This is a genomic window from Anaerovibrio sp. RM50, assembly GCF_000622005.1.
GTDB lineage: Bacteria > Bacillota > Negativicutes > Selenomonadales > Selenomonadaceae > Anaerovibrio.
Map to the genome: position 1 here is coordinate 1 of NZ_JHWV01000021.1, position 21,295 is coordinate 21,295.

Here is a 21,295-nt window from a genome sequence, read left to right on the forward strand (position 1 = left end):
AAGCTCCCCTTCACTCCGTTCGACTTGCATGTGTTAAGCACGCCGCCAGCGTTCGTCCTGAGCCAGGATCAAACTCTCCAAAAAATTATTTTGAAGAACCTGAATGGCTCTTAAAGTTTCTAGAATTACCTTTTAATAAAGGAATTTTAGTTTGGTCCGTCGTCAACATCTGCCAATCAACTGCGTCGCAAGCGACTTGTTTCTTGGGATGTTTTGACGTGGGCAATATTAACCAATCGCTAAAAGCTCTTGGATATTGCTCCAACAAACTATTGTATGTTTACTGTTTTTAAAAAACAGTACCATCATCTGGCTTGAATCATGTGTGCATGATTCCTGTTGCATTGTTTAGTTTTCAAAGAACACCTTGCGCCCTTCGGATTTGCTCTCCTTGAGGCGACTTGTTTAGTATATATTTTTCATGGTGGAGTGTCAAGCACTTTTTTAAAAAATTATAAAAAAGATGAAATAATGTAAACCACCACACTGGCAATCAAGGCATTTACCACGTTCATCTCTATGCCCATGCCAAAAAGATTTACTGCCCAAATTGCAGCAGAACCGACAATCAGCCCCACCACAACATTTTTAATAATCTTAAATGGCAGCGCTATGAGTTTGCCAATAATAAAAATACAGATGGCCAGTGCCACAAAGGCCAAAAATGTTAACATAATAATCCTCCCATAACACTTTTGCAGGCTGACCTTCGCCAGCCTGCAAATAAAAAATTACAATTCTATTCTGTTTTCCATAGCCCTGGACAGGGTAACCTCATCTGCATATTCCAAATCGCCTCCCACCGGAAGACCGTGGGCAATACGGGTAACCTTTAACCCCATTGGTTTTAACAGTTTTGCTATATACATGGCCGTTGCTTCCCCCTCCACATTTGGGTTAGTGGCCATGATTATTTCCTTTACCCTGTCATCCTGAAGCCTGTTCAACAGCTCCTTGATTTTGATATTTTCAGGGCCTATGCCTTCCAAAGGTGACAATGCACCATGAAGAACATGATATACGCCTTTAAAGTCCCTCATTCTCTCCATGGCCGCCACATCCTGAGGCTGCTCCACCACGCAGATAACTGAATGATCACGGGACTCTGATTTACAGATATGGCAAGGGTCCTCATCGCTTAAGTTGAAGCATACCCTGCAGTAGCCTATTTTTTCCTTGGCACGCATAATAGCACCAGCCAGCCCCTTTGCCTTTTCCATATCCATATCCAAAACATGATAGGCCAATCGAACTGCTGTTTTGTTCCCGATTCCAGGCAGGGCGCGGAAATGCTCTATTAGTTCTGCCAAGGGTGCTATATACTGCATGGATTAAAACATTCCCGGAGGAAGACCGAGACCTCCAGTGAGCTTGCCCATTTCACTGGCCATCATTTCGTCCACCTTCTTGGAAGCCTCATTAAAAGCTGCTGCCAGTAAATCCTGAAGCATTTCTACATCCTCTGGATCAACTGCTGCAGGGTCGATAACAATCCCCTTAACTTCCTTTTCACCATTCATGGTAATTTTAACGGCACCGCCCCCTGCAGTTACATCCACAGTCTTCTGCTTCAGTTCCTCCTGCATTGCAGTCATCTGCTTCTGGAGCTTCTGCATTTTTTTCATCATGCCGTTCATGTTGTTCATTCCACCCATACCACCAAACATCAATATATTCCTCCTTAAATATCTGAAAAATTATTTGTAAATATCATACGCTAATGCTATCAAAATATAGATTATGCGTCAAATTCAAAATGCTATATATAAACGGGGAGATTTTTTATAACGCCATTGTTCAAATTTTTCTTCTTTAGAAGAAAAATCTTCCAATTAGCGTTTCAACGAGCTAGGAGATATGCTCGCCAGCTGTTGTAGTTTGTTTTCCCCCACCTAAAGAGGTGGAGGACATCTTAAAGCTCGTTATAATTATTATTGGATATCCTCAGGGTGAACAAAGCCGTCCCCAAATACATCCACTGCTTTGTCAAGCCGCTCCCTGGCATCATCCTGCAACTCACTTATACCGAAATCATCATCTGTTGGCGGAGGTACATCCTCCTGAATTTCACCTTTTCTGGGGGTTGGTTCAGGTACTGTTGCCACCTCCTGGCACACCAGACTCAAATTAAGTCCGCTGACTGCACCAAAGGCCTCTTCGATGTTTTTTCTGTATATTCGCTCCAAAAGCCCCTTAATAACCCCCTTTGGAGTCCCCAAAACAAATTGGGCATCATTCATACCCATAAATGTACAGTTCTGGGTGCAGGCCATCACCTGTTCCTTGCCGGTGGCCCTAAGGTGATCAAGTGTCTTTTGCCACAGTTCTACCCCATCTTCTGTAATATTTGCCGCCACTTGAACCGGCTTGGCAACAGTGGCTGTTACCTTAGGGGCCGAAGATGCTGCGGCAGCAGAGCCCTTTGGCGTTGCTACACTGGCGGCACCACTTTTAAGCATCCCCATCATATGGGCCAGCTTTGCCTCCAATTGGGCAATACGGCCATCATCCACAGGCTGGGCAGATGGTGCTTTATCCGCCGAAGCAGACTTGTTCATAAGAATATCCCGCTGACAGATTTCCAAAAGAGCTGCCTCCACTGCAATACGTGGCTGCGGTGACCATTTCACCTCATTGGCCGCCTCGTGAATACGGCGAATAATCCACACAATCTGCTCCTGGGTAAAGCCCGCCGCCTGTTTCTTTATGGACTCGTCAGTCTGACTGTAATAGTCCACCCCGTCCACAATTCCCGCAGCCTTAAATATCATAAGACCCCTGAAGTGAATTCCAAGTTCTCCAAGGACCTGCTGGAAATCCTTTCCGGAACGGATTATTTCATCCACCATAGTAAGTACGGCCGCAGCATCTCTGGACTGCAGGGCAGAAACCAAATTATCCAGCCATTCCTTTCCCACCAGCCCCAAAAGCTGCTGAACCCTGTCAATGGTAAGACTATGCTCCGACAGGGCAATACACTGATCCAGAATGCTTAAGGCATCACGCATACCGCCGTCTGCCTTAACGGCAATCATGCGCAGGGCCTCATCATCCACCTGTATGTCCATATCTGAAACAACGGTTTTCAGCCGCCCAAAAATATCATCCACCGTAATCCGCTTAAAATCATAGCGCTGACAGCGGGACTGAATAGTAGGCAGCACCTTATGAACCTCAGTGGTGGCCATAATGAACACCACATGCTCCGGCGGCTCCTCCAGGGTTTTCAGCAAGGCGTTAAAGGCATCCCTGGACAGCGCATGGACCTCGTCGATAATATATATCTTGTAACGTCCATTAACCGGGGCAAATTTTACAGTCTCCCGCAAATCCCGGATTTCATCAACACCACCGTTTGACGCCGCATCGATTTCAAACACATCCATGGAACTGCCGGAATCTATTCGTCGGCAGGCAGCACATTCGTTGCACGGTTCAGTTGTTGGTCCCTTTTCACAATTTAGGGCCTTGGCCAAAATCCTGGCCGTACTGGTTTTACCTGTGCCACGGGGTCCAGTGAACAAATAAGCATGGCTGATCCTGCCACTTTTAATAGCATTTACCAAGGTCCGGCTGACATGATCCTGTCCCACAAGATTGTTAAAATTGTCGGGACGCCATTTTCTATATAAGGCCATATAAGCCATATCCTGCACCTCCTAAACATACACAGTCATTATACCATACCAGCCTGTTTTTCGGCATAAAAAAAGCCTTACCTAAAAGGTAAGGAAAGTCTTTCCAACATTGGGCCACAGCACCCAGGCTACCTCACGGCACAGACAACGGTTCACTTATCGCTGCTTCCTTCCGGACCTGACGAGGTTCATGAGGCTGCCTTGCGCGAGACCAAGACACTGCGGTCCAATCTTAGAAAGACCGCTTGTAAAAATACAACTTAATTTAAGATATAAAAATGGCGGAGAGTGAGAGATTCGAACTCTCGGTACAGTAACCCGTACACACGCTTTCCAGGCGTGCTCCTTCAACCACTCGGACAACTCTCCACTTGTTTGAATAAGTAAAAAAACTATTCAGTTGCTGTCGGCTCATCACGACAAGACATAGTTTAACAAACAAAAACTATCTTGTCAACATTTTTTTGCAAAAAAAGTAAGGGGCTTTTATCACCATCAAAAGCCCTTACTTTAACCTATCACTTTTAAGTAATTAATACATGAATTCATCCTCTGCCAAATACAAAACAAAGGAACCGAAATCAGTAACAATGCGCATGGCCACCAAACTGCTGGCTCCAGGGCAAACATTTCGTCCGATTTTCGGCGTATCCAAATCCATGTCCACATCCTGGCCTGACTGCTCCACAATATACAAGCCATTTATAACATTGACAAACTCCGCCAGACTGTCCTCCGCCATCTCGTCAATCACGGTAAAATCTTCACTGCTATAGCGTCTCGCCATTTCCAAAAAAGCTTCCTCATTGGTCAAAATAGCGGCAGACACTGAAATAGCTCCCCCCATACTCTGGGAAACTATAATAGAGTCCTCTATAACAGGCTCCGCGGGATCTGTCAGAACCACAGCATCCGTATTCATAAGGCGCTGCAGGGCACTTATAAGCATTTCTGCATATCCGCCGTAAATTTCACCTACAGGATTCAAATCCTCATAGCTGCTGACAATCTTCTTCACTGCATCTACAACAGGATGAATTTCATCAGAATCACTTTCCCTGAAGCATCGGTTTAAGGCTTTTAAATCCGTCAGTTTTTCATCCAGCAACACCTGGGCAATGCAAGCCGCCCGATCCGGATTATCACTTTTTAAGGATGCCATCTGGTCATCTGATAAAAATTTATTGTCTGTCAATGTTTTGGCAGGATCATCTGCCCCTGCCAATTCTTCTACCTGTGCCTCAGACAACAGGCCTTTTTGAACAGCCAGAACATATAACTGAGGAACAGCGTGGGCTGATTTGGGCATTACATAACCGATGTTGTCGGAATCCAAAACACCGGTGTTTAACAAATACTGCGAAAAGTATCTATTTCCCATTCTCCTCAACCTTTCTGCGGATTCTCTCAACAGCCTGTCTGATCTGATCCGAAGTATACGGCTTCTGAATGAAATCCAGTGCTCCCAGCTCCAAAGTTTCCTTCAATTTCTGGGACGTTCCTGCAGAAGAAAGCATGATAATAGGAATATCAGGATTAACCTCTTTAATAACCTGAAGTGCTTCAATTCCTCCAACCTCTGGCATAACGATGTCTAAAATAACACCATCTGGCTGCTCCTGAAGGTCCTTCATAATAGCTTCCTTACCATTCTCTGCCTCAATAACCTCACAACCAAGCTGTTCCAGCTCTGCGCGAAGCTTCTTTCTAAGCAGTTTGGAATCATCTGTGATAAGGATTTTTAACTTATCAGCCATTTATGCCACCTCCCTTTCCCATATATTGTAATTATATCGTATTTATTTACTTTTTACTATGAAATCTTAGTGAATCAAATCTTAAAAAATAAAGATGAACTATAGATTTCGTGTAAGGGTTGATGAAAGCACATATACTTTCATCCTGCTTTTTATCACGTGGATGAATGTGCCCATACCGTCACAATCTCCCACTTAATAAGCCTCATTTTATAGAATTCTCTGTTTAAAGAAATATTCCTGCTGTTTTTTCTTTAAAATGGCAGTTTTTTTGTCTTCTAAATCATCCCAATACAAAGGCAGCCCCCCAAAAGAGGAGCTGCCAATGTGAAAGGAATTGAATAACGCTGAAAGTCAGCCTTTATTAGTCTTTGCCGGCAATACCAGGAGTAGTCATGGCAGCAGGTGCCAAAATCTTATCAATCTCCTCCTTGGTGAGAAGGCCCTTTTCCAGAACAACCTCTCTGATAGGACGGCCGGTATTATATGCTTCCTTGGCCATCATAGCAGAATTTTCATAACCAACATGTGGCAACAGTGCAGTTACAATACCAACACTTCTGTCGATCCACATCTGGCACTGTTCCTTGTTAGGCTCCAGCTTCAGCAGGAGCTTGTCAACGAAGCCGTCAATTGCATTAGTGAGATAATTCATGGAATTGAACATATTGAAGGCCATTACAGGCTCCATAACGTTCAGCTCAAACTGGCCATTCTCCACGCCGAAGGTAACTGCAAGGTCATTGCCGATAACCTGATAGCAGGTCTGGTTCAGAACCTCTGCAATAACAGGGTTTACCTTACCAGGCATAATGGAAGAACCTGGCTGACGCATAGGCAGCTTCAATTCATAATAACCGCAACGAGGACCGGAAGCCATCATACGGAAGTCATTACACATCTTGATGATTACAAGGGCAGTGTTCTTCAATGCGGAAGAAACATCAGCAAAACCGTCAGTATTATTGGTTGCATCAATCATGTTGTCAGCAGTCTTGTAGGTTTCACCAGTAACCTCACTAAGGGTCTTGGCAACATTAATAATATACTGAGGCTCTGCATTAAGACCAGTACCTACAGCAGTACCGCCCATATTTACATAGTGAATAGTATCAAGGGCATGCTGGATACGCTCAATACCACGGCGAATGGAGGAAGCGTAGGAATTCATTTCCTGACCAAGGGTAATTGGCACAGCATCCTGAAGATGGGTACGGCCCATCTTAACGATATCCTTATACTCCTCACCCTTCTTCTCCAATTCATCAACCAAACGGTTCAATGATTTAATTAAGGTCTTGCCCTTATGATTCAGGCAAACCTTAATGGCTGTTGGGAAGGTATCATTGGTGGATTGAGCCATATTACCATGATTGTTTGGAGAAATAATATCATAACGACCCTTGGCTTCGCCGGTCATCTCCAAAGCGCGGTTACAAAGAACCTCGTTCATATTCATATTGAAGGAAGTACCTGCACCACCCTGAATCGGATCTACAGGGAACTGATCCAACAGTTTTCCTGCGATAATCTCATCAGCTGCTGCAATAAGAGCCTTACCAATCTTTTCTGGCATACGTCCGGTGGACAGATTTGCCATTACAGTTGCCTTCTTTACCTTTGCCATGGACTGAACGAAATCACTGTCTACCCGCTGCCCAGTGATCTTAAAGTTCTCAATGGCACGTAAGGTCTGTACACCATAGTACACGTCATCCGGAACTTCCAATTCGCCTAAGAAGTCATGTTCTTTTCTCATTTTTTTCTCTCCTTTTTTTACCCTTATTGTTTGATTTTGCACGTTCTTGTATTTTGTATACAATATTACTTGCTTTGAGAATACCACCTTATTATGCAAAAAGCAAGTGATTTTACAAAAAATTCTGTCAATTTTTGCATAATAGGAATCACCTCCTATTTTAGGCAAAAACACAACGTCATATATTAATAAATCTATTTCAAAATGTGGTTCAAAATAGGGTTCAAATAAAATATTTGCACACAAAAAGCCCCATGCGACATCTCACGAAGTCGCATGGGGCTTGCATTCATCTGGTGCGAATGGCGGGAGTCGAACCCACGGCCCTCTGCTTAGGAGGCAGATGCTCTATCCATCTGAGCTACATCCGCAACAGTGTTATTGTACACTTTCCACGTTATTCTTGTCAATTTTAAATAAATCTGCAGTAAAGCTGATATCCTCCAGCTGACGTTGTCTTGTCTCCACTCCCAGAGTCAAAACCACCAGTGAAACCACGATGAGCACACCGGCAAACATGAGGAATACATTACCAATTCCAAGCTGATTGGCCAGCATAATGCCCACCAAGGCAGGGGCAATCATACCGCCGATTCGGCCAAAGCCAGCCGCCCAGCCGCTGCCCAAGGCGCGCATGGAGGTTGGATACAGTTCCGGGGTATAGGTGTAAATAACACCCCAGGCTCCCAGATTGAAGAAGGACATGGTAGCACCCCAGAAAAGCAGTGTCTCCGGGGAAGTGGCATTGCCAAAGAAGTAGCTTGCCACACCGCTCATAAGAAGGAAGATGGACAGGGTATACTTTCTGCCAATTACATCCACCAGCCATGCTGCACAATAATATCCCGGCAACTGGGCAATGGTCATAATCAATACGTACTCAAAGGTTTTTACCACTGCAAAGCCCTGCTGGAATACAATGGAAGGCAGCCACATAAATATCCCATAATAGCTGTAGACGATACCGAACCATGCCAGCCACAGCATAATTGTACGTTTAATATAATTATCGTTGAAGAGGCCCAACGGACTAGGAGTCTTCTCATTGGCACTGCCCATTTCTGCTGCTGTAAGAGCAGTATCAAAAGGCTTGCTTTCCACGTGAAGCTTTTTCTCCAAAGCAAGAATTATTTCCTTGGCTTCCTCAATTTTATTTTGAGATATGAGATAGCGAACAGACTCAGGCATATGAAGTCTTATAAGGAATACGTAAAGAGCAGGCAAAGTGCCGATAACAAAGGCGATCTTCCAACCAAAATAAGGAATTATCAGATAGGAAATGCAGGCAGCCACCAGCCAGCCAATTCCCCAGAAGCTCTCCAAAAGCACGATAAAACGTCCCCGAAGCTTGGTAGGAGCATACTCGGACATGAGGGTAGCCGCCACGGGCAGCTCTCCTCCCAGACCGAAGCCTACCAAAAATCTGAAGAACAGCAGTGATTCATAGCTCCAGGCCAGGGCACACATGCCTGTAGCAAGAGCATACATAAGCACTGTAATGGTAAATACCTTCTTGCGGCCAATGCAGTCCGCCAAGGTTCCGGAAATAACAGCACCCAGGGCCATGCCAATAAGGCCTATGCTGCCAATCCAGCCCATCTGCTCCGGGGCCAGGCCCCATTCCTTGGCCAATACAGGAAGTACGAAGGCTATAAGACCAGTATCCATGCTGTCGAAGAGCCAGCCCAATCCTGTTACCAACAATAACTTGTAATGAAAGGAGCCCACAGGCATCCTTTCCAGTCTGTCCAAAATCATACATTACATCTCCTTACACAGGTGTCAAGACAGTTATAAATACACTGACATAAAATTTACACCTATTTAAGTAAAAATGCAAGGAAAAATATAAATTTATCAAAATTTGCATAAAATACAAAAATTCCTCCGATTTACATCGGAGGAATTAATTTCTAAAACTTATTTTGCTTTACGCAGATAAACTCTGGCATATTCCACATCTCCCAGAAGCTGCCATTCATCTGCATTAAAATCCTTCTCAAAGGAATCATATCTCTTTTCGTGAAGTATTAAGTACACATCCTTATCTACAGGGATTTCTTCCAACGCCATAAACGGCATTACGTTCTTGGCATTCCAGCTCTTGCCGTCCGGCAGCATTCCCGGAATATCCTTTGCATGCGCTAATGCGTACGCAATCTTATCTCCATAGAATACGGCTGATGTTCTGTAATCGCCATGGATTACCAGCACATCATCATCCTTGATCTGATCCTTATATACTGCCGCCACTTCCTTATAGGAATATCCCTTGGTATTGCATACAGGAGCCGCCACCGCGAAAGTCAGCACCGCATATACCACAAGCATTACAGCCACTGTACGTTTGACCAAAGTTTCCCTATTATAAAGATAACATGCCATTAATATGGCAATAGGCAACAGTCCTGGCAAAGTATAAGTGGTATACTTGGTAGCCATACACTGATAGAAAATATTTACAATCAATGCCCACGTCAACAGAAATCCTGCTGGCATATCAAGACTTGGCATTTGCTGACGTTTGATGGCCTTCCAAATTGCAGCGGGCAAAGTCCAGCACCAAGGCAAACAGCCCGCAAAGAAAATCATGGTGTAATACCACCAAACATTCCACTGCTCATGTTCAGACTGGGTTGCCCTAAGGAAGTTATGAACCCCAAGGAAGTTGTCTATAAAATCCATGCCATGAATGGAATACATAGCATAGTACCAGCTGCCGGCAGTAAGTATATATAGCACCAAACCTGGAATCCATTTAAGGCGAAGAATCTCCATGAAATCCCGTCTGATACAAAGATAAACCAGAATTATGAAGCCTGGCAGCAATATGCCAATAGGCCCCTTATCCAGGGTAGCCAGACCTGCCAGGATGTAGCAGAGATAATACCAGCTTCTCTTTCCGGTACTATACCCCATATAAAAGGCAATCAATACACCATTAAAAAAAACAAACAGCGTTAAATCGGTGATTATAGTCTTGGAAAGAAGCCAATATTCAAAACAGGTTCCCAAAATTCCCGCTGCCATAAGCCCGGTTTTACGGTCGTATATGGTCTTGGCAAAAAGATAGGTCATCATAAGTCCAAAAGCGCCAAAAACCGCCGGGAAAAATCTGGCAGCAAATTCGTTAACCCCAAACAGCTTATAGGCCACAATCAATTCCCAATAGAAAAAGGCGGGCTTATCATACCAGTAATTTCCATAAATTCTAGGGGATACATAGTCCCCTGAACGAAGCATTTCCAGGGCTGTAAGGGTATAGTTGGACTCAACAGGATCAGTCACTGCAATGGCCCAGTTTCCCAGTAAATATAGCACCAACCCTACAATACCGATAATGGAAAGATCGAGTTTAGTTGTATTCATTCATTACTCCTTTATTCGTCTTAAACATCCACCCGACGAATGTCAGCTCCCAGTCCAATAAGCTTGGACACCAGATTGTCATAGCCTCTGTCAATGTGATGTATATACCCTACAGCTGTTTCACCATCAGCCACCAGACCGGCCAAGACCATAGCTGCACCAGCACGAAGGTCAGTAGCCTTCACCTGGCATCCTGTAAGAGTAGGTACTCCCTCCACAGTGGAGGTACGACCATCAATCTTAATATTGGCCCCCATACGTTTCAGCTCGTCAACATGCATGAAGCGGTTTTCAAATACAGTTTCTGTAACCATTCCCGTGCCCTCGGAAACTGTCAGCATGGCCATAAACTGGGCCTGCATATCAGTAGGGAAGCCAGGATATGGCATTGTCTTAATATCCACAGCCTTGGTAACCTTGTCACAGGTTACACGGATACCGTCAATATGCTCCTCGATGGTTACGCCAGCCTCTTTCAGCTTGGCAATAACAGGCTTCAAATGCTCAGAAATAGCATTTTCAATATAAACATCACCCTTAGTCATGGCAGCGGCCACCATATAGGTGCCGGCTTCAATGCGGTCAGGAATAATGGTGTAGTTCTTTCCAGTGAGCTTGGTCACGCCGTCAATTTTTATAACGTTGGTACCGGCACCACGGATTTTGGCCCCCATAACGTTGAGGTAATTTGCCAAATCAATAATTTCAGGCTCCTGGGCAGGATTTTCAATAATGGTTTGTCCCTCCGCCATACAAGCAGCCATAATAATATTTTCAGTGGCTCCCACGCTAGGAAAATCAAGGTAAATACGGGCACCCTTAAGGCCATTTGGCGCTTGGGCTTCAATAAAGCCGTGACCGATATTGATATCTGCCCCCAGAGCCTCGAAGCCCTTCAGATGCAGATCTATTGGACGTGTACCAATGGCGCATCCACCAGGCATGGAAATCTTGGCCTTGCCGTAACGGGCCAACAACGGGCCAATTATAAGAAATGAAGCACGCATTTTACGAACCAGATCGTAAGGTGCTTCACAGCTGGTAATCTCGGAGCTGTCCACCATAAGTGTATTCTTGTCTACATTAAACTCCGCCTTTACCCCCAGCTGCTTTAAAACCTCAGTAAGGGTGTGTACGTCATCAAGTGCAGGAACCTCCTCCAAACGGCTTGGGGAATCCTGTCCCAGCAAAGCGGCGGCAATTATCGGCAACACCGCATTTTTGGCACCGCTGATTTTTACCCGTCCCTTGAGACGCTTGCCACCATTTATGATCAACTTTTCCATTTATGTAAATCCTCCTAAAATAGGCATAGTTCTTGAACATAGCACACCTAATCATAACACGGATAAAAGGCTCATGCAAGTAGGAAAAAATATCCCAGATATCTGTAAAATATGGTTTAGAAAAAAGAAAGGGACTGCTTCTGCAGTCCCTTGAGTTTGCACAGTTATTATCTGTTTACACTTTCATAAATGGTCATAACATCCTTTTTATCCATAGGATGGAATACACCGGCTTTTTTAGTTCCGTTGGAAGTGCAAATATCTGCCATTTTTTCAATCTCCGAGGCATCTTTAACCCCAATGCCCAGCTTGGTGAAGTTGGTTGGCAGGCCTATCTGCTCGAAAAATTCCATAGTAAGGCGGATACCGGCCCTGGATCGCTCATAAACAGTGCCTGCATTTACGCCCCATACCTTTTCTGCGTATTGGGCGAACCGTTCAGGATTATCCTCATAAACGTATTTTGCCCAGGCCGGCCACATCACAGCCAAAGAAGCACCATGGGTAACATCATATAAACCGCTCAACACGTGGCCTAATTTGTGGGCCGAAAACTCCTTTTCCCTGCCCAGGCCCGTAAAACCATTGTGTGATACACTGCCACACCACATGATTTCGCTCATGGCTTCATAATTTTTACGATGGGCCACTGCAATACGCCCCTGCTGAATGACGTTCTTCATAAGGGCTTCTGCCACCAGATCGGTGAAAACATTGCCCTCAGTGTGGGTGATATAACGTTCCAATGTATGCATAAGAATATCTGCCACACCACAAGCAATCTGGAATGGTGGCAAAGTAAAGGTCAGCTCCGGATTCATAATGGCAAAATCTGGTCGAATTATATCACTGTGGGCACCGCCTTTTTTACCGGTACCGTCAATGGTGAGAACTGCAGAGTCACTGGTTTCACTGCCTGCGGCGGATATGGTCAGTACAACGCCTATTGGGGCACAGGACTCTATTTCCCGTCCCTTTTCCCAATATTCAGCAATATCCACATCAGGATTTGCCAGTCCCACTGCCACAGCCTTGGCTGTATCAATAACACTGCCGCCTCCTACAGCCAGCACCATGTCAGCCTCAAAGTCCAGGGCCTCTGCCGTTGCTTCCCGGGCAAAGGACAGAACAGGATTTGGCTGGACGCCTCCCATGGCCTCAAATTCAACATCTGCCTCGTTCAGATTATCCTCAATCCGTTTCAGGAGACCGCTTCTTTCAATGCTGCCCCCACCATAAAGGAGAAATACCCTTGTGCCACCAAACTGCTTGATTTTGTCTGCCAGCTTGTCTTCAGTCCCCTTACCAAAGACAATTTCAGTTGGACAATAAAATTCAAAATTCTGCATAAAATCCCCCCTATAAAAAACTGCCGACCGGCACAGATTATGCACCAGCCGGCAGAAAAATATCAGCCGATATTCGAATTACAGAGTACCGAAGATTCTATCGCCAGCATCACCGAGACCTGGAACGATATAGCCCTTATCATTAAGGCGTTCATCAATAGCTGCAACATAAACAGGAACATCAGGGTGCTCCTCATTGATAACTTTTATACCCTCAGGAGCAGCCACCAGACACATGAGAATAATGTTCTTGGCACCCTTTTCCTTCAGAAGAGTAAGGGCAGCGGCAGCGGAACCGCCGGTAGCCAGCATTGGATCAACAACAATAAGAGTACGCTCAGCCACATCACCTGGCAACTTGCAATAATACTCAACTGGCTTCAAGGTTGCAGGATCACGATACATACCTACATGACCAACACGGGCGGACGGAATCATATTTACAACACCGCTTAAAAGGCCCAGGCCTGCACGAAGAATTGGCACAACGCCCACCTTCTTGCCCGCAAGAACCTTTGCCTTGCACTTAGCTACAGGAGTTTCAATATCAATTTCTTCCAGTGGAAAATCACGGGTTACTTCATAAGTCATGAGCATAGCAATCTCTTCCAGCAGCTGGCGGAAATCCTTGGATGGAGTATCCTTCTTGCGCATAATAGTAAGCTTGTGCTGGATTAATGGATGATCTACTACTGTTGCTTTAATATCTGACATATTTCTCCTCCTAGAGATTCGGTTGATTGATTATTTACTCTCCTGTCATTATAACGCAGTTGTTCAAATTTTGCCATAAGCAAAATATACATACCGGGCGTTAGAACACACCCAAAGCGTCATTGTGTGTTATAACGCAAATATTCAGCTTTTTCCACTTAATGGAAAAACTTCCTATTACTCATATAATGGATATTTCTTGCAAAGGGCTGCTACCCTTTCGCGGGCCTGAGCCTTTGCTGCCTCATCCTCAGGATTGTCCAGGGCCAGGGCAATGATATTACCTACCTCAACCATATCATCTTCCTTGAAGCCACGGGTAGTAAGGGCGGGAGAACCAAGGCGGATACCGCTGGTTACAAATGGGCTCAGCTTCTCAAATGGAATTGTATTCTTATTGGCAGTGATGCCCACCTCGTCCAGAACATTCTGGGCCACCTTGCCGGTAATGTTCTTGTTGGTAAGATCCACCAGCATCAGATGATTGTCAGTGCCGCCGGATACAATGCGGAAGCCCTTTTCAGTGAGAGTCTTGGCAAGGGCGCTGGCATTCTTGATTATCTGCTGTGCATATTCCTTGAATTCTGGAGACAGGGCCTCCTTAAAGGCAACAGCTTTGGCCGCAATAACATGCATCAGAGGACCGCCCTGAATTCCAGGGAAAATAGCCTTATTGAACTGTTTGCCAAATTCTGCGTCCTTACAGAGAATCAGACCGCCCCGTGGCCCCCTGAGAGTCTTATGTGTGGTGGTGGTTACCACATCTGCATAAGGAATTGGGGACGGATGAAGACCAGTAGCCACAAGGCCTGCAATATGGGCAATATCCACCATGAGATAAGCTCCCACAGAGTGGGCAATGTCTGCCAGACGAGGGAAATCAAGAACCCGTGCATAGGCAGAAGCACCGGCCACAATCAGCTTTGGCTTACATTCATTGGCTATCTTCTGAATCTCATCATAATCCAGTTGCTCTGTACCTTCACTTACACCGTAAGGAACAATTTTAAAATACTTTCCGGACATATTTACAGGGCTGCCATGGGTGAGATGACCGCCATCAGTGAGGTTCAGGCCCATTACAGTATCCCCTGGAGTCAGCAGTGCAAAGAACACAGCCATGTTGGCCTGGGCTCCGGAATGTGGCTGAACATTGGCATATTCAGCGCCAAAGAGCTTTTTGGCACGGTCAATGGCCAGCTGTTCAATAACATCCACGTGCTCACAGCCGCCATAATAACGCTTTCCAGGATAGCCCTCAGCATATTTATTGGTGAGAACACTGCCCTGGGCAGCCATAACTGCGGAACTGACAATATTTTCAGATGCTATAAGCTCCAGCTTGTTGCGCTGGCGGCTTAACTCCGCATCAATAACCTCAGCGATTTCGGGATCAACAACCTTCAAATCATCCATTAAGCTCATTACTGACTCCTCCTTAAATATGGCAGGTATTATTTATTTTCCAACGCCATCATTTTTTCAATACGGCGAATATGGCGCTCTCCCCGGGAGAATTCTGTGGTAACCCATGTTCTCACAATTTCCCCTGCAGGACCAAAGCCGGTAACCCGGCCACCCATGGCCAATACATTGGCGTCGTTATGCTCCCTGGACATGCGGGCAGAAAAAACATCCCCGCAAAGGGCAGCACGAATGCCCTTTATTTTATTGGCTGCAATGGAGATACCGATACCAGTACCGCAGAGAACAATACCTCTTTCTGCCTCACCCTTGGTGATTTTTTCACATACCTTTTCAGCAATATCAGGATAATCCACTGACTGGGCATCAAAAGTGCCCACATCCTCGGTTTCAATATCCTTAAACTCAGCCAGAACCTTCAGCACCTCTGCCTTAAGTTCCACAGCTCCATGATCGCAGCCTACAACTATTTTCATTATATGTCTTACTCCTTCAAACATACCTTTTTTCACACAAGGCTATTGTAACATAGTTTGATGATAAAAAATATTTATTTTTACCCCTTCACACAGTCCATAACTTCTCTTTCCGAAATGGCTCCGTGGCGGATAATCATCGGCTCCTCCCCAGTACAGTCCACTATGGTGGACTCTATTCCAAGGTTACATGTACCGCCATCCAATATGAGAGGAATCCGCCCCTTCATATCATCGTACACCATCTGGGCCGATGTTGGACTGGGATGGGCTGAAATATTTGCACTGGGTACAGCCAAAGGCACCCCCGCCTCCCTAAGAACTGCCAGGGCAATCTCATTATCTGGTATTCTTATGCCCACAGTGGCTTTGCCGCCAGTTACGCCCTTGGGTATACTCTTTTTCCTTGGAAGTACAATGGTAATTGGCCCTGGGCAGAATCTTTCAAAGAGCCTCAATGCCATATCCGGAACCCTTGCCGCAATATCCTGCACCATAGCCACATCCGCCACCTGAAGGGAAAAAGCCTTGTAATATGGCCTTTCCTTGGCATCATAAAGAGACCTTACAGCCACCTCATCCAGCCCGTTGGCCGCCAGACCATATACAGTTTCCGTGGGAATAGCCACCAGTTGCCCTTCCCGCAGCATTTTGGCCGCCTCTTTGATGGCACCCATATCCTTTTTAACATCATTTACAGAAATTATTTTTGTTTCCACAAAATCACTACCCTGTCAATGCCAGCCAAATCCTTAATGAGTTCACAACGAGCCCAGCCATGTTCCTGTCCCAGAGCCATTAATGACTCTGCCTGATTAATGCCAATTTCCAGGGCCAAAAAGCCATCATCAGCAATCAATTCTCCAGCCTCAGCCACCAGCCGGCGGTAAAAATCCAGTCCATCAGGACCTGCCACCAATGCAGAAATGGGCTCATAATCCTTTACATCAGATTCCAGCCCCGGAATATCCCCTTCTGGGATATATGGGGGATTGGATACTATGGCCGAAAATTTTCTGTCCTTTATCGGCTCCAACATATCCCCCTGAAAGAATTCCACTCTGTCCGAAAGGCCCAGACGCTCCGCATTTTCTTTGGCCACCTCAATGGCCCCAGGGGAAATATCCACTGTTGCCGCCTTAAGATCCGGCAAATAATTAAGCAGTGACAGGCAAATAGCCCCTGATCCCGTACCAATATCCGCAATAGTTCCCAAATTATCCATGCCGGTTTTTAAGCGGGAAATAACAGCCTCCACCAGAATTTCCGTATCTGGGCGGGGAATAAGGGTTCCTTCATTAACCTTAAATTCAAGGCCCATAAAATCCTTATGACCAACTATGTACGCCACGGGCTTATGCTGAACCCTCTCCTTGATACATGCCTTGTATCGGGCCAGCTCCTCCTTGGTAAGGGGCTGGTCAAAGTGAACATAAAGGTGAATCCGTTCCTTGTTCAAAACGTGACAAAGGAGTACCTCGCCATCCAGCCGTGGTGTATCCAATCCCGCCTTGGTGAAATAATCCTCCGTCCACTTTAACAGTTTTCCTATTGTCCAAACTTCTCCAGCCATATTATCTCCAAAAACTTACGACATTATTTTAATCAACCTGCTTCATGCGCTCAGCCTGGTCTGCAGTAATAAGACCATTTAATATTTCATCCAGCTGGCCGTCCATAACCGCATCCAGCTTGTGCAATGTAAGGCCAATACGATGATCAGTAACCCTTCCCTGTGGGAAGTTGTAGGTTCTGATACGCTCACTTCTGTCACCGGAGCCCACCTGACTCTTTCGGTCAGCCGCAATAGTATCATCCTGCTCCTGCTGGGCCTGTTCCAGAACCCTGGCCCTTAAAACGCGCATAGCCTTTTCCTTGTTCTTTAACTGGGATTTTTCATCCTGGCACTGTACCACAATCCCCGTTGGCAAATGTGTAATACGAATAGCAGACTCTGTCTTGTTTACATACTGGCCGCCGGCACCGCCTGCCCTGTATGTATCAATGCGCAAATCCTCATTGCGGATATCCACATCCACCTCGTCAGCCTCCGGCAGCACTGCCACTGTTACAGCTGAAGTATGGATACGGCCGCCGGACTCGGTCACGGGCACACGCTGTACACGATGGGTGCCGCTTTCATATTTCAGCTTGCTGTAAGCGCCATAACCCTCAACAGCAAAGGAAACCTCCTTGAACCCACCGATTTCCGTGGCATTGGCATCCATAATATTAATCTTCCAGCCCTGACTCTCAGCATAGCGGGAATACATGCGGAACAGGTCTCCTGCAAAAAGGGCTGCCTCCTCGCCCCCTACACCGCCCCGGATTTCCACAATAACGTTCTTGTCGTCATTAGGATCCTTTGGCAAAAGCATAATAGGCAGTTCCTGATCCAGCTCCTCTTTGCGCTTTCTGAAATCCGCCAGCTCGTCCTCCACCATGTGACGGAATTCATCATCGTCAATGCCATCACTAAGCATTTCCTTGTTGTCCTCAATGCCCTGGCACACTGTCTTGTATTCCCTGTAGGCTTCTATGATAGGCTGCATGGAGGAATGTTCCCGATTATAGTGCTGCCACTTATTCATATCCTCCAAAACGGAAGGGTCGCTGATAAGGGATTCCAGCTCCAGAAATTTATTCTCCACCGCCTGCAATTTATCAAGTATGTTCATATATTTTTTCCTTTATTAGTTTTATTTAAAACGAGACATTGTCATTATACTTATTCTATATAATTGGCTGTACCTTCTGGAATTTTATCCTCCGGCAGCACTGCCTTGGCAGACTCAATAGCCACCTTGATCATATCGTCATCCGGTTCCCTGGTGGTCATGTACTGAAGCCATAGTCCTGGCTTAATGGCCCAGCCAAGGACGCAGTTATCAGAATTGGCGGACAGCTTTATAATCTCATAGGATATTCCTGCCACCACCGGAAGCAGTACTACACGGCTTAAAATTCTCAGCCACAAATCCGGCCAGCCCAAAAAGGCAAAGACAAAAATACTTACCAGCATAACGATAAGCAAAAAGGATGTGCCGCAGCGTTTATGAAGTCTGGTATGCTTCCTTACATTTTCCACTGTCAGTGGCTCTCCTGCCTCAAAGCAGGCAATGGTCTTATGCTCCGCCCCATGATACTGGAAAACCCGCTGAATATCCTTCATCAGGGAAATGGCCCCAATGTAGCCAATAAAAATCAGGAGGCGCAGAGCCCCCTCCATAAGATTCAAAAATACGGGGTCTTCGGTGATAAAATGAAACAGCTTGGCCGCCCCAGTGGGGATAGCCACAAAAAGCACTGCCGCCAACACAAAAGCAAAGACTATGGTGCCGGCCAGCTCCTTATCCGTCAGCTGTTCATCCTCCTCCCCTGCCATCTGGGCAGAATAGGACAACGAACGCAGTCCCATGACCAGGGATTCGCCCAAGGAAACACATCCCCTAAGCATAGGCTTTTTTAATATGGGAAACCTTTCACTGATGGAATTTACAGGTCTCACATCTACTTCTATTTTTTTATCCGGGGTGCGGACGGCAGTGGCCACCTTCTCCGGCCCCCGCATCATAACCCCCTCAATAACGGCCTGTCCGCCGATACTCAGTTTCTTCTCACTCATCTTGCTTTCCTCATCTATCTGTTAACCCCTGCATTTTGCAGGGTGAATATCTTCAAAAAAAAATCTGCATATACAAATGAGCAGAGCATTTCTGCCCTGCTCATTAATGATTGAGTTATTACTTTGCGTAACGCTTGTTGAACTTCTCAATACGACCACCAGCTGCAATATCGCGCTGACGACCAGTGAAGAAAGGATGGCACTTGGAGCATACATCAACTCTCAGCTCAGTCTTGGTGGAGCCGGTAGTGAATGTATTGCCGCAACCGCAAATAACCTTTGCCTCATGGAATTCTGGATGAATACCTGCCTTCATTCTATACACCTCGCTTTTCCCCATAATTGGGAGAGTTACAAGTCCTCTATGCGAAGACTTGGTCCGACGTTGCTTCCCAAACAGGGGCAAAGCCGAAATAATCAACTTTTTAGACGCTCTGCGCCTAACTTGTGATATTATAACACACCCAATATACCCATGCAACATTTTCCAAAGAAAAATTTCTTGAAAAAAATGTGCTTTTCTACCATAATATGTAGGAGACTTTTGATATGAAGATAATGGATATAGAAAGGTAGATAATTTATGAACAGCAACGACCCTACAGTTACCTGCAGCTTCTGCAAGCGCAAGGTAGTGGCGAAAACCCAGTACGACGTGCCAATCTATGACCCCCGTTCCGGTTTTTCCCTTTGTGCCAACTGCATAAAAGATATATATCACCTTATTGAGGACCACAAAGAGGTGGAGGCTGCCCAGCAGCACATTGAGACGGAAAAAGCCATCAACGATGAGCTTAACCGCATTAAACCCCACATGGTAAAGGACTATCTGGACCAGTTCATCATAAATCAGGACCAGGCCAAAAAGGTGCTTTCCGTTGCCATTTACAACCATTACAAGCGTATGAAATACGGCTTTCAGCACCCTGAGGACGATGGGGATGAAATTGAAAAGTCCAATGTTATTATCCTTGGACCATCCGGCTGCGGAAAAACCGCCCTTCTCTCCCATTTGTCCAGAATGCTTGACATTCCATTTGCGGTAACAGATGCCTCCAGCCTTACTGAGGCTGGATTCGTAGGGGCCGATGTGGAGGTGGCTGTGCGCAACCTTTACTACGCCGCCGACAAGGATGTCAGCCGATGTGAACACGGTATAATTTACCTTGATGAATTTGACAAAATTGCCAGAAAATCAGGTGAAAATAACACAATTACCGCCGATCCTGGTCATGAAGGGGTTCAGCAGGCATTGCTGAAAATGCTGGAAGGCAATGTGGTGGAATTTACCGAGCGGGGACAGCGAAAGCACCCTGAGGCCCCAACCATCAAGGTTGACACCAAGAACATTCTCTTTATCGTAGGTGGTGCCTTTGTGGGCATTGACAAAATCATTGCCAAGCGCCTCAGAAAGAATGATGCCAGCATGGGCTTTGGCTCCAAAATAGAGGGCAAGAATGACAAGCCAAAATTTGATGAGCTGATTCACCAGACCACCCCTGAGGATCTGATGAAATTTGGTATCATCCCTGAAATAATTGGCCGTCTTCCAATTATCTGCACCCTGGAGAATCTGGATGAGGATGCCCTGCTGAGAATCCTCACTGAACCAAAGAATGCTCCTGTAAAGCAGTATCAGAAGCTGATGGAAATGGACAACGTACAGCTGGAGTTTGACGAGGAAGCCCTGCGGGCCGTTGCCAAAAAGGCCATTGAAAGAAAAACCGGTGCCCGCTCCCTTAAGGGAATAATCGAGGACACCATGCTGGATGTGATGTTTGATATTCCACGCTCCGATGATACACGCAAGGTTACCATTACAGCTGACTGCATCAACAATGGTGCCACACCTACCATAGAAAAAATTTAAAACAAAAAGAAGTTCAACCTTCACCCC

Annotated in this window: 20 protein-coding genes, 2 tRNA genes, 1 rRNA gene and 1 other RNA gene; 1 reads left to right on the forward strand and 23 read right to left on the reverse strand. The window is 45.7% G+C overall.

Going from position 1 to position 21,295, the window contains the following annotated elements; all coding sequences use genetic code 11:
• The 23 genes from T525_RS0110020 to rpmE all read right to left on the reverse strand — a co-directional run.
• Positions 1-84 (reverse strand): 16S ribosomal RNA (locus tag T525_RS0110020); the annotation flags it as partial.
• Positions 85-452: 368 nt separating this feature from the next.
• Positions 453-674, reverse strand: a complete 222-nt coding sequence (locus T525_RS0110025; protein ID WP_027407100.1) for a pro-sigmaK processing inhibitor BofA family protein — start codon at positions 672-674, stop codon at positions 453-455.
• A 57-nt stretch (positions 675-731) separates the two neighbouring features.
• On the reverse strand, positions 732-1,328 hold the full coding sequence (gene recR / locus T525_RS0110030) for a recombination mediator RecR (protein WP_027407101.1): 597 nt from the start codon (positions 1,326-1,328) through the stop codon (positions 732-734).
• Between the two features lie 3 nt (positions 1,329-1,331).
• Positions 1,332-1,667 carry a YbaB/EbfC family nucleoid-associated protein gene (locus tag T525_RS0110035; protein ID WP_027397871.1) on the reverse strand — a complete coding sequence of 112 codons (336 nt, stop codon included), beginning with the start codon at positions 1,665-1,667 and terminating at the stop codon, positions 1,332-1,334.
• A gap of 264 nt (positions 1,668-1,931) precedes the next feature.
• Positions 1,932-3,647, reverse strand: a complete 1,716-nt coding sequence (gene dnaX / locus T525_RS0110040; protein ID WP_027407102.1) for a DNA polymerase III subunit gamma/tau — start codon at positions 3,645-3,647, stop codon at positions 1,932-1,934.
• A gap of 109 nt (positions 3,648-3,756) precedes the next feature.
• An RNA gene (gene ffs / locus T525_RS15935) (signal recognition particle sRNA small type) lies at positions 3,757-3,856 on the reverse strand.
• Between the two features lie 61 nt (positions 3,857-3,917).
• Positions 3,918-4,007 (reverse strand) — tRNA-Ser (locus tag T525_RS0110045).
• Positions 4,008-4,170: 163 nt separating this feature from the next.
• A complete protein-coding gene (locus tag T525_RS0110050) occupies positions 4,171-5,019 on the reverse strand; it encodes a chemotaxis protein CheX (RefSeq protein WP_156945714.1) in 849 nt (282 codons plus the stop codon).
• A complete protein-coding gene (locus T525_RS0110055) occupies positions 5,009-5,395 on the reverse strand; it encodes a response regulator (protein ID WP_027397873.1) in 387 nt (128 codons plus the stop codon). Before T525_RS0110055 ends, T525_RS0110050 begins: the two co-directional genes overlap by 11 nt.
• A 364-nt stretch (positions 5,396-5,759) precedes the next feature.
• Positions 5,760-7,154 carry an aspartate ammonia-lyase gene (locus tag T525_RS0110065; RefSeq protein ID WP_027407104.1) on the reverse strand — a complete coding sequence of 465 codons (1,395 nt, stop codon included), beginning with the start codon at positions 7,152-7,154 and terminating at the stop codon, positions 5,760-5,762.
• A gap of 294 nt (positions 7,155-7,448) precedes the next feature.
• Positions 7,449-7,525: transfer RNA gene (locus tag T525_RS0110070), tRNA-Arg, on the reverse strand.
• A gap of 7 nt (positions 7,526-7,532) precedes the next feature.
• Complete coding sequence (locus T525_RS0110075; protein WP_027407105.1) at positions 7,533-8,912, reverse strand: MFS transporter; 1,380 nt, start codon at positions 8,910-8,912, stop codon at positions 7,533-7,535.
• Between the two features lie 162 nt (positions 8,913-9,074).
• Entirely contained in the window at positions 9,075-10,523 is a 1,449-nt protein-coding gene (locus T525_RS0110080; protein ID WP_027407106.1) for a glycosyltransferase family 39 protein, read from the reverse strand.
• A 20-nt stretch (positions 10,524-10,543) separates the two neighbouring features.
• Positions 10,544-11,809, reverse strand: coding sequence for a UDP-N-acetylglucosamine 1-carboxyvinyltransferase (gene murA / locus T525_RS0110085; RefSeq protein WP_027407107.1), 1,266 nt, complete (start codon positions 11,807-11,809; stop codon positions 10,544-10,546).
• 167 nt (positions 11,810-11,976) lie between these two features.
• The gene (locus tag T525_RS0110090) at positions 11,977-13,158 is read right to left on the reverse strand and encodes an iron-containing alcohol dehydrogenase (RefSeq protein WP_027407108.1); all 1,182 of its coding nucleotides are present in this window, start codon (positions 13,156-13,158) and stop codon (positions 11,977-11,979) included.
• Positions 13,159-13,236: 78 nt separating this feature from the next.
• Positions 13,237-13,872, reverse strand: a complete 636-nt coding sequence (gene upp, locus T525_RS0110095) for a uracil phosphoribosyltransferase (RefSeq protein WP_027407109.1) — start codon at positions 13,870-13,872, stop codon at positions 13,237-13,239.
• Between the two features lie 177 nt (positions 13,873-14,049).
• Positions 14,050-15,297: a serine hydroxymethyltransferase gene (glyA, locus tag T525_RS0110100; RefSeq protein ID WP_027407110.1), complete on the reverse strand. Its 1,248-nt coding sequence runs from the start codon at positions 15,295-15,297 to the stop codon at positions 14,050-14,052.
• 29 nt (positions 15,298-15,326) lie between these two features.
• Complete coding sequence (rpiB, locus tag T525_RS0110105; protein ID WP_027407111.1) at positions 15,327-15,773, reverse strand: ribose 5-phosphate isomerase B; 447 nt, start codon at positions 15,771-15,773, stop codon at positions 15,327-15,329.
• Positions 15,774-15,853: 80 nt separating this feature from the next.
• Positions 15,854-16,492, reverse strand: coding sequence for an L-threonylcarbamoyladenylate synthase (locus T525_RS14960; RefSeq protein ID WP_037325609.1), 639 nt, complete (start codon positions 16,490-16,492; stop codon positions 15,854-15,856).
• Positions 16,477-17,346 carry a peptide chain release factor N(5)-glutamine methyltransferase gene (gene prmC / locus T525_RS0110115; RefSeq protein WP_027407112.1) on the reverse strand — a complete coding sequence of 290 codons (870 nt, stop codon included), beginning with the start codon at positions 17,344-17,346 and terminating at the stop codon, positions 16,477-16,479. The genes T525_RS14960 and prmC overlap by 16 nt, the downstream gene beginning before the upstream one ends.
• Positions 17,347-17,374: 28 nt before the next feature.
• Positions 17,375-18,445, reverse strand: coding sequence for a peptide chain release factor 1 (gene prfA, locus T525_RS0110120; protein ID WP_027407113.1), 1,071 nt, complete (start codon positions 18,443-18,445; stop codon positions 17,375-17,377).
• Between the two features lie 56 nt (positions 18,446-18,501).
• Entirely contained in the window at positions 18,502-19,398 is an 897-nt protein-coding gene (locus tag T525_RS0110125) for a DUF1385 domain-containing protein (protein WP_027407114.1), read from the reverse strand.
• A 118-nt stretch (positions 19,399-19,516) separates the two neighbouring features.
• Positions 19,517-19,714: a 50S ribosomal protein L31 gene (gene rpmE / locus T525_RS0110130; protein WP_027397886.1), complete on the reverse strand. Its 198-nt coding sequence runs from the start codon at positions 19,712-19,714 to the stop codon at positions 19,517-19,519.
• Positions 19,715-19,981: 267 nt separating this feature from the next.
• Between rpmE and clpX the strand changes: the two genes are divergently transcribed.
• Positions 19,982-21,268 (forward strand): ATP-dependent Clp protease ATP-binding subunit ClpX, encoded by a 1,287-nt coding sequence (gene clpX / locus T525_RS0110135; protein ID WP_027407115.1) that lies wholly within the window; start codon positions 19,982-19,984, stop codon positions 21,266-21,268.
• Positions 21,269-21,295 lie beyond the last annotated feature (27 nt).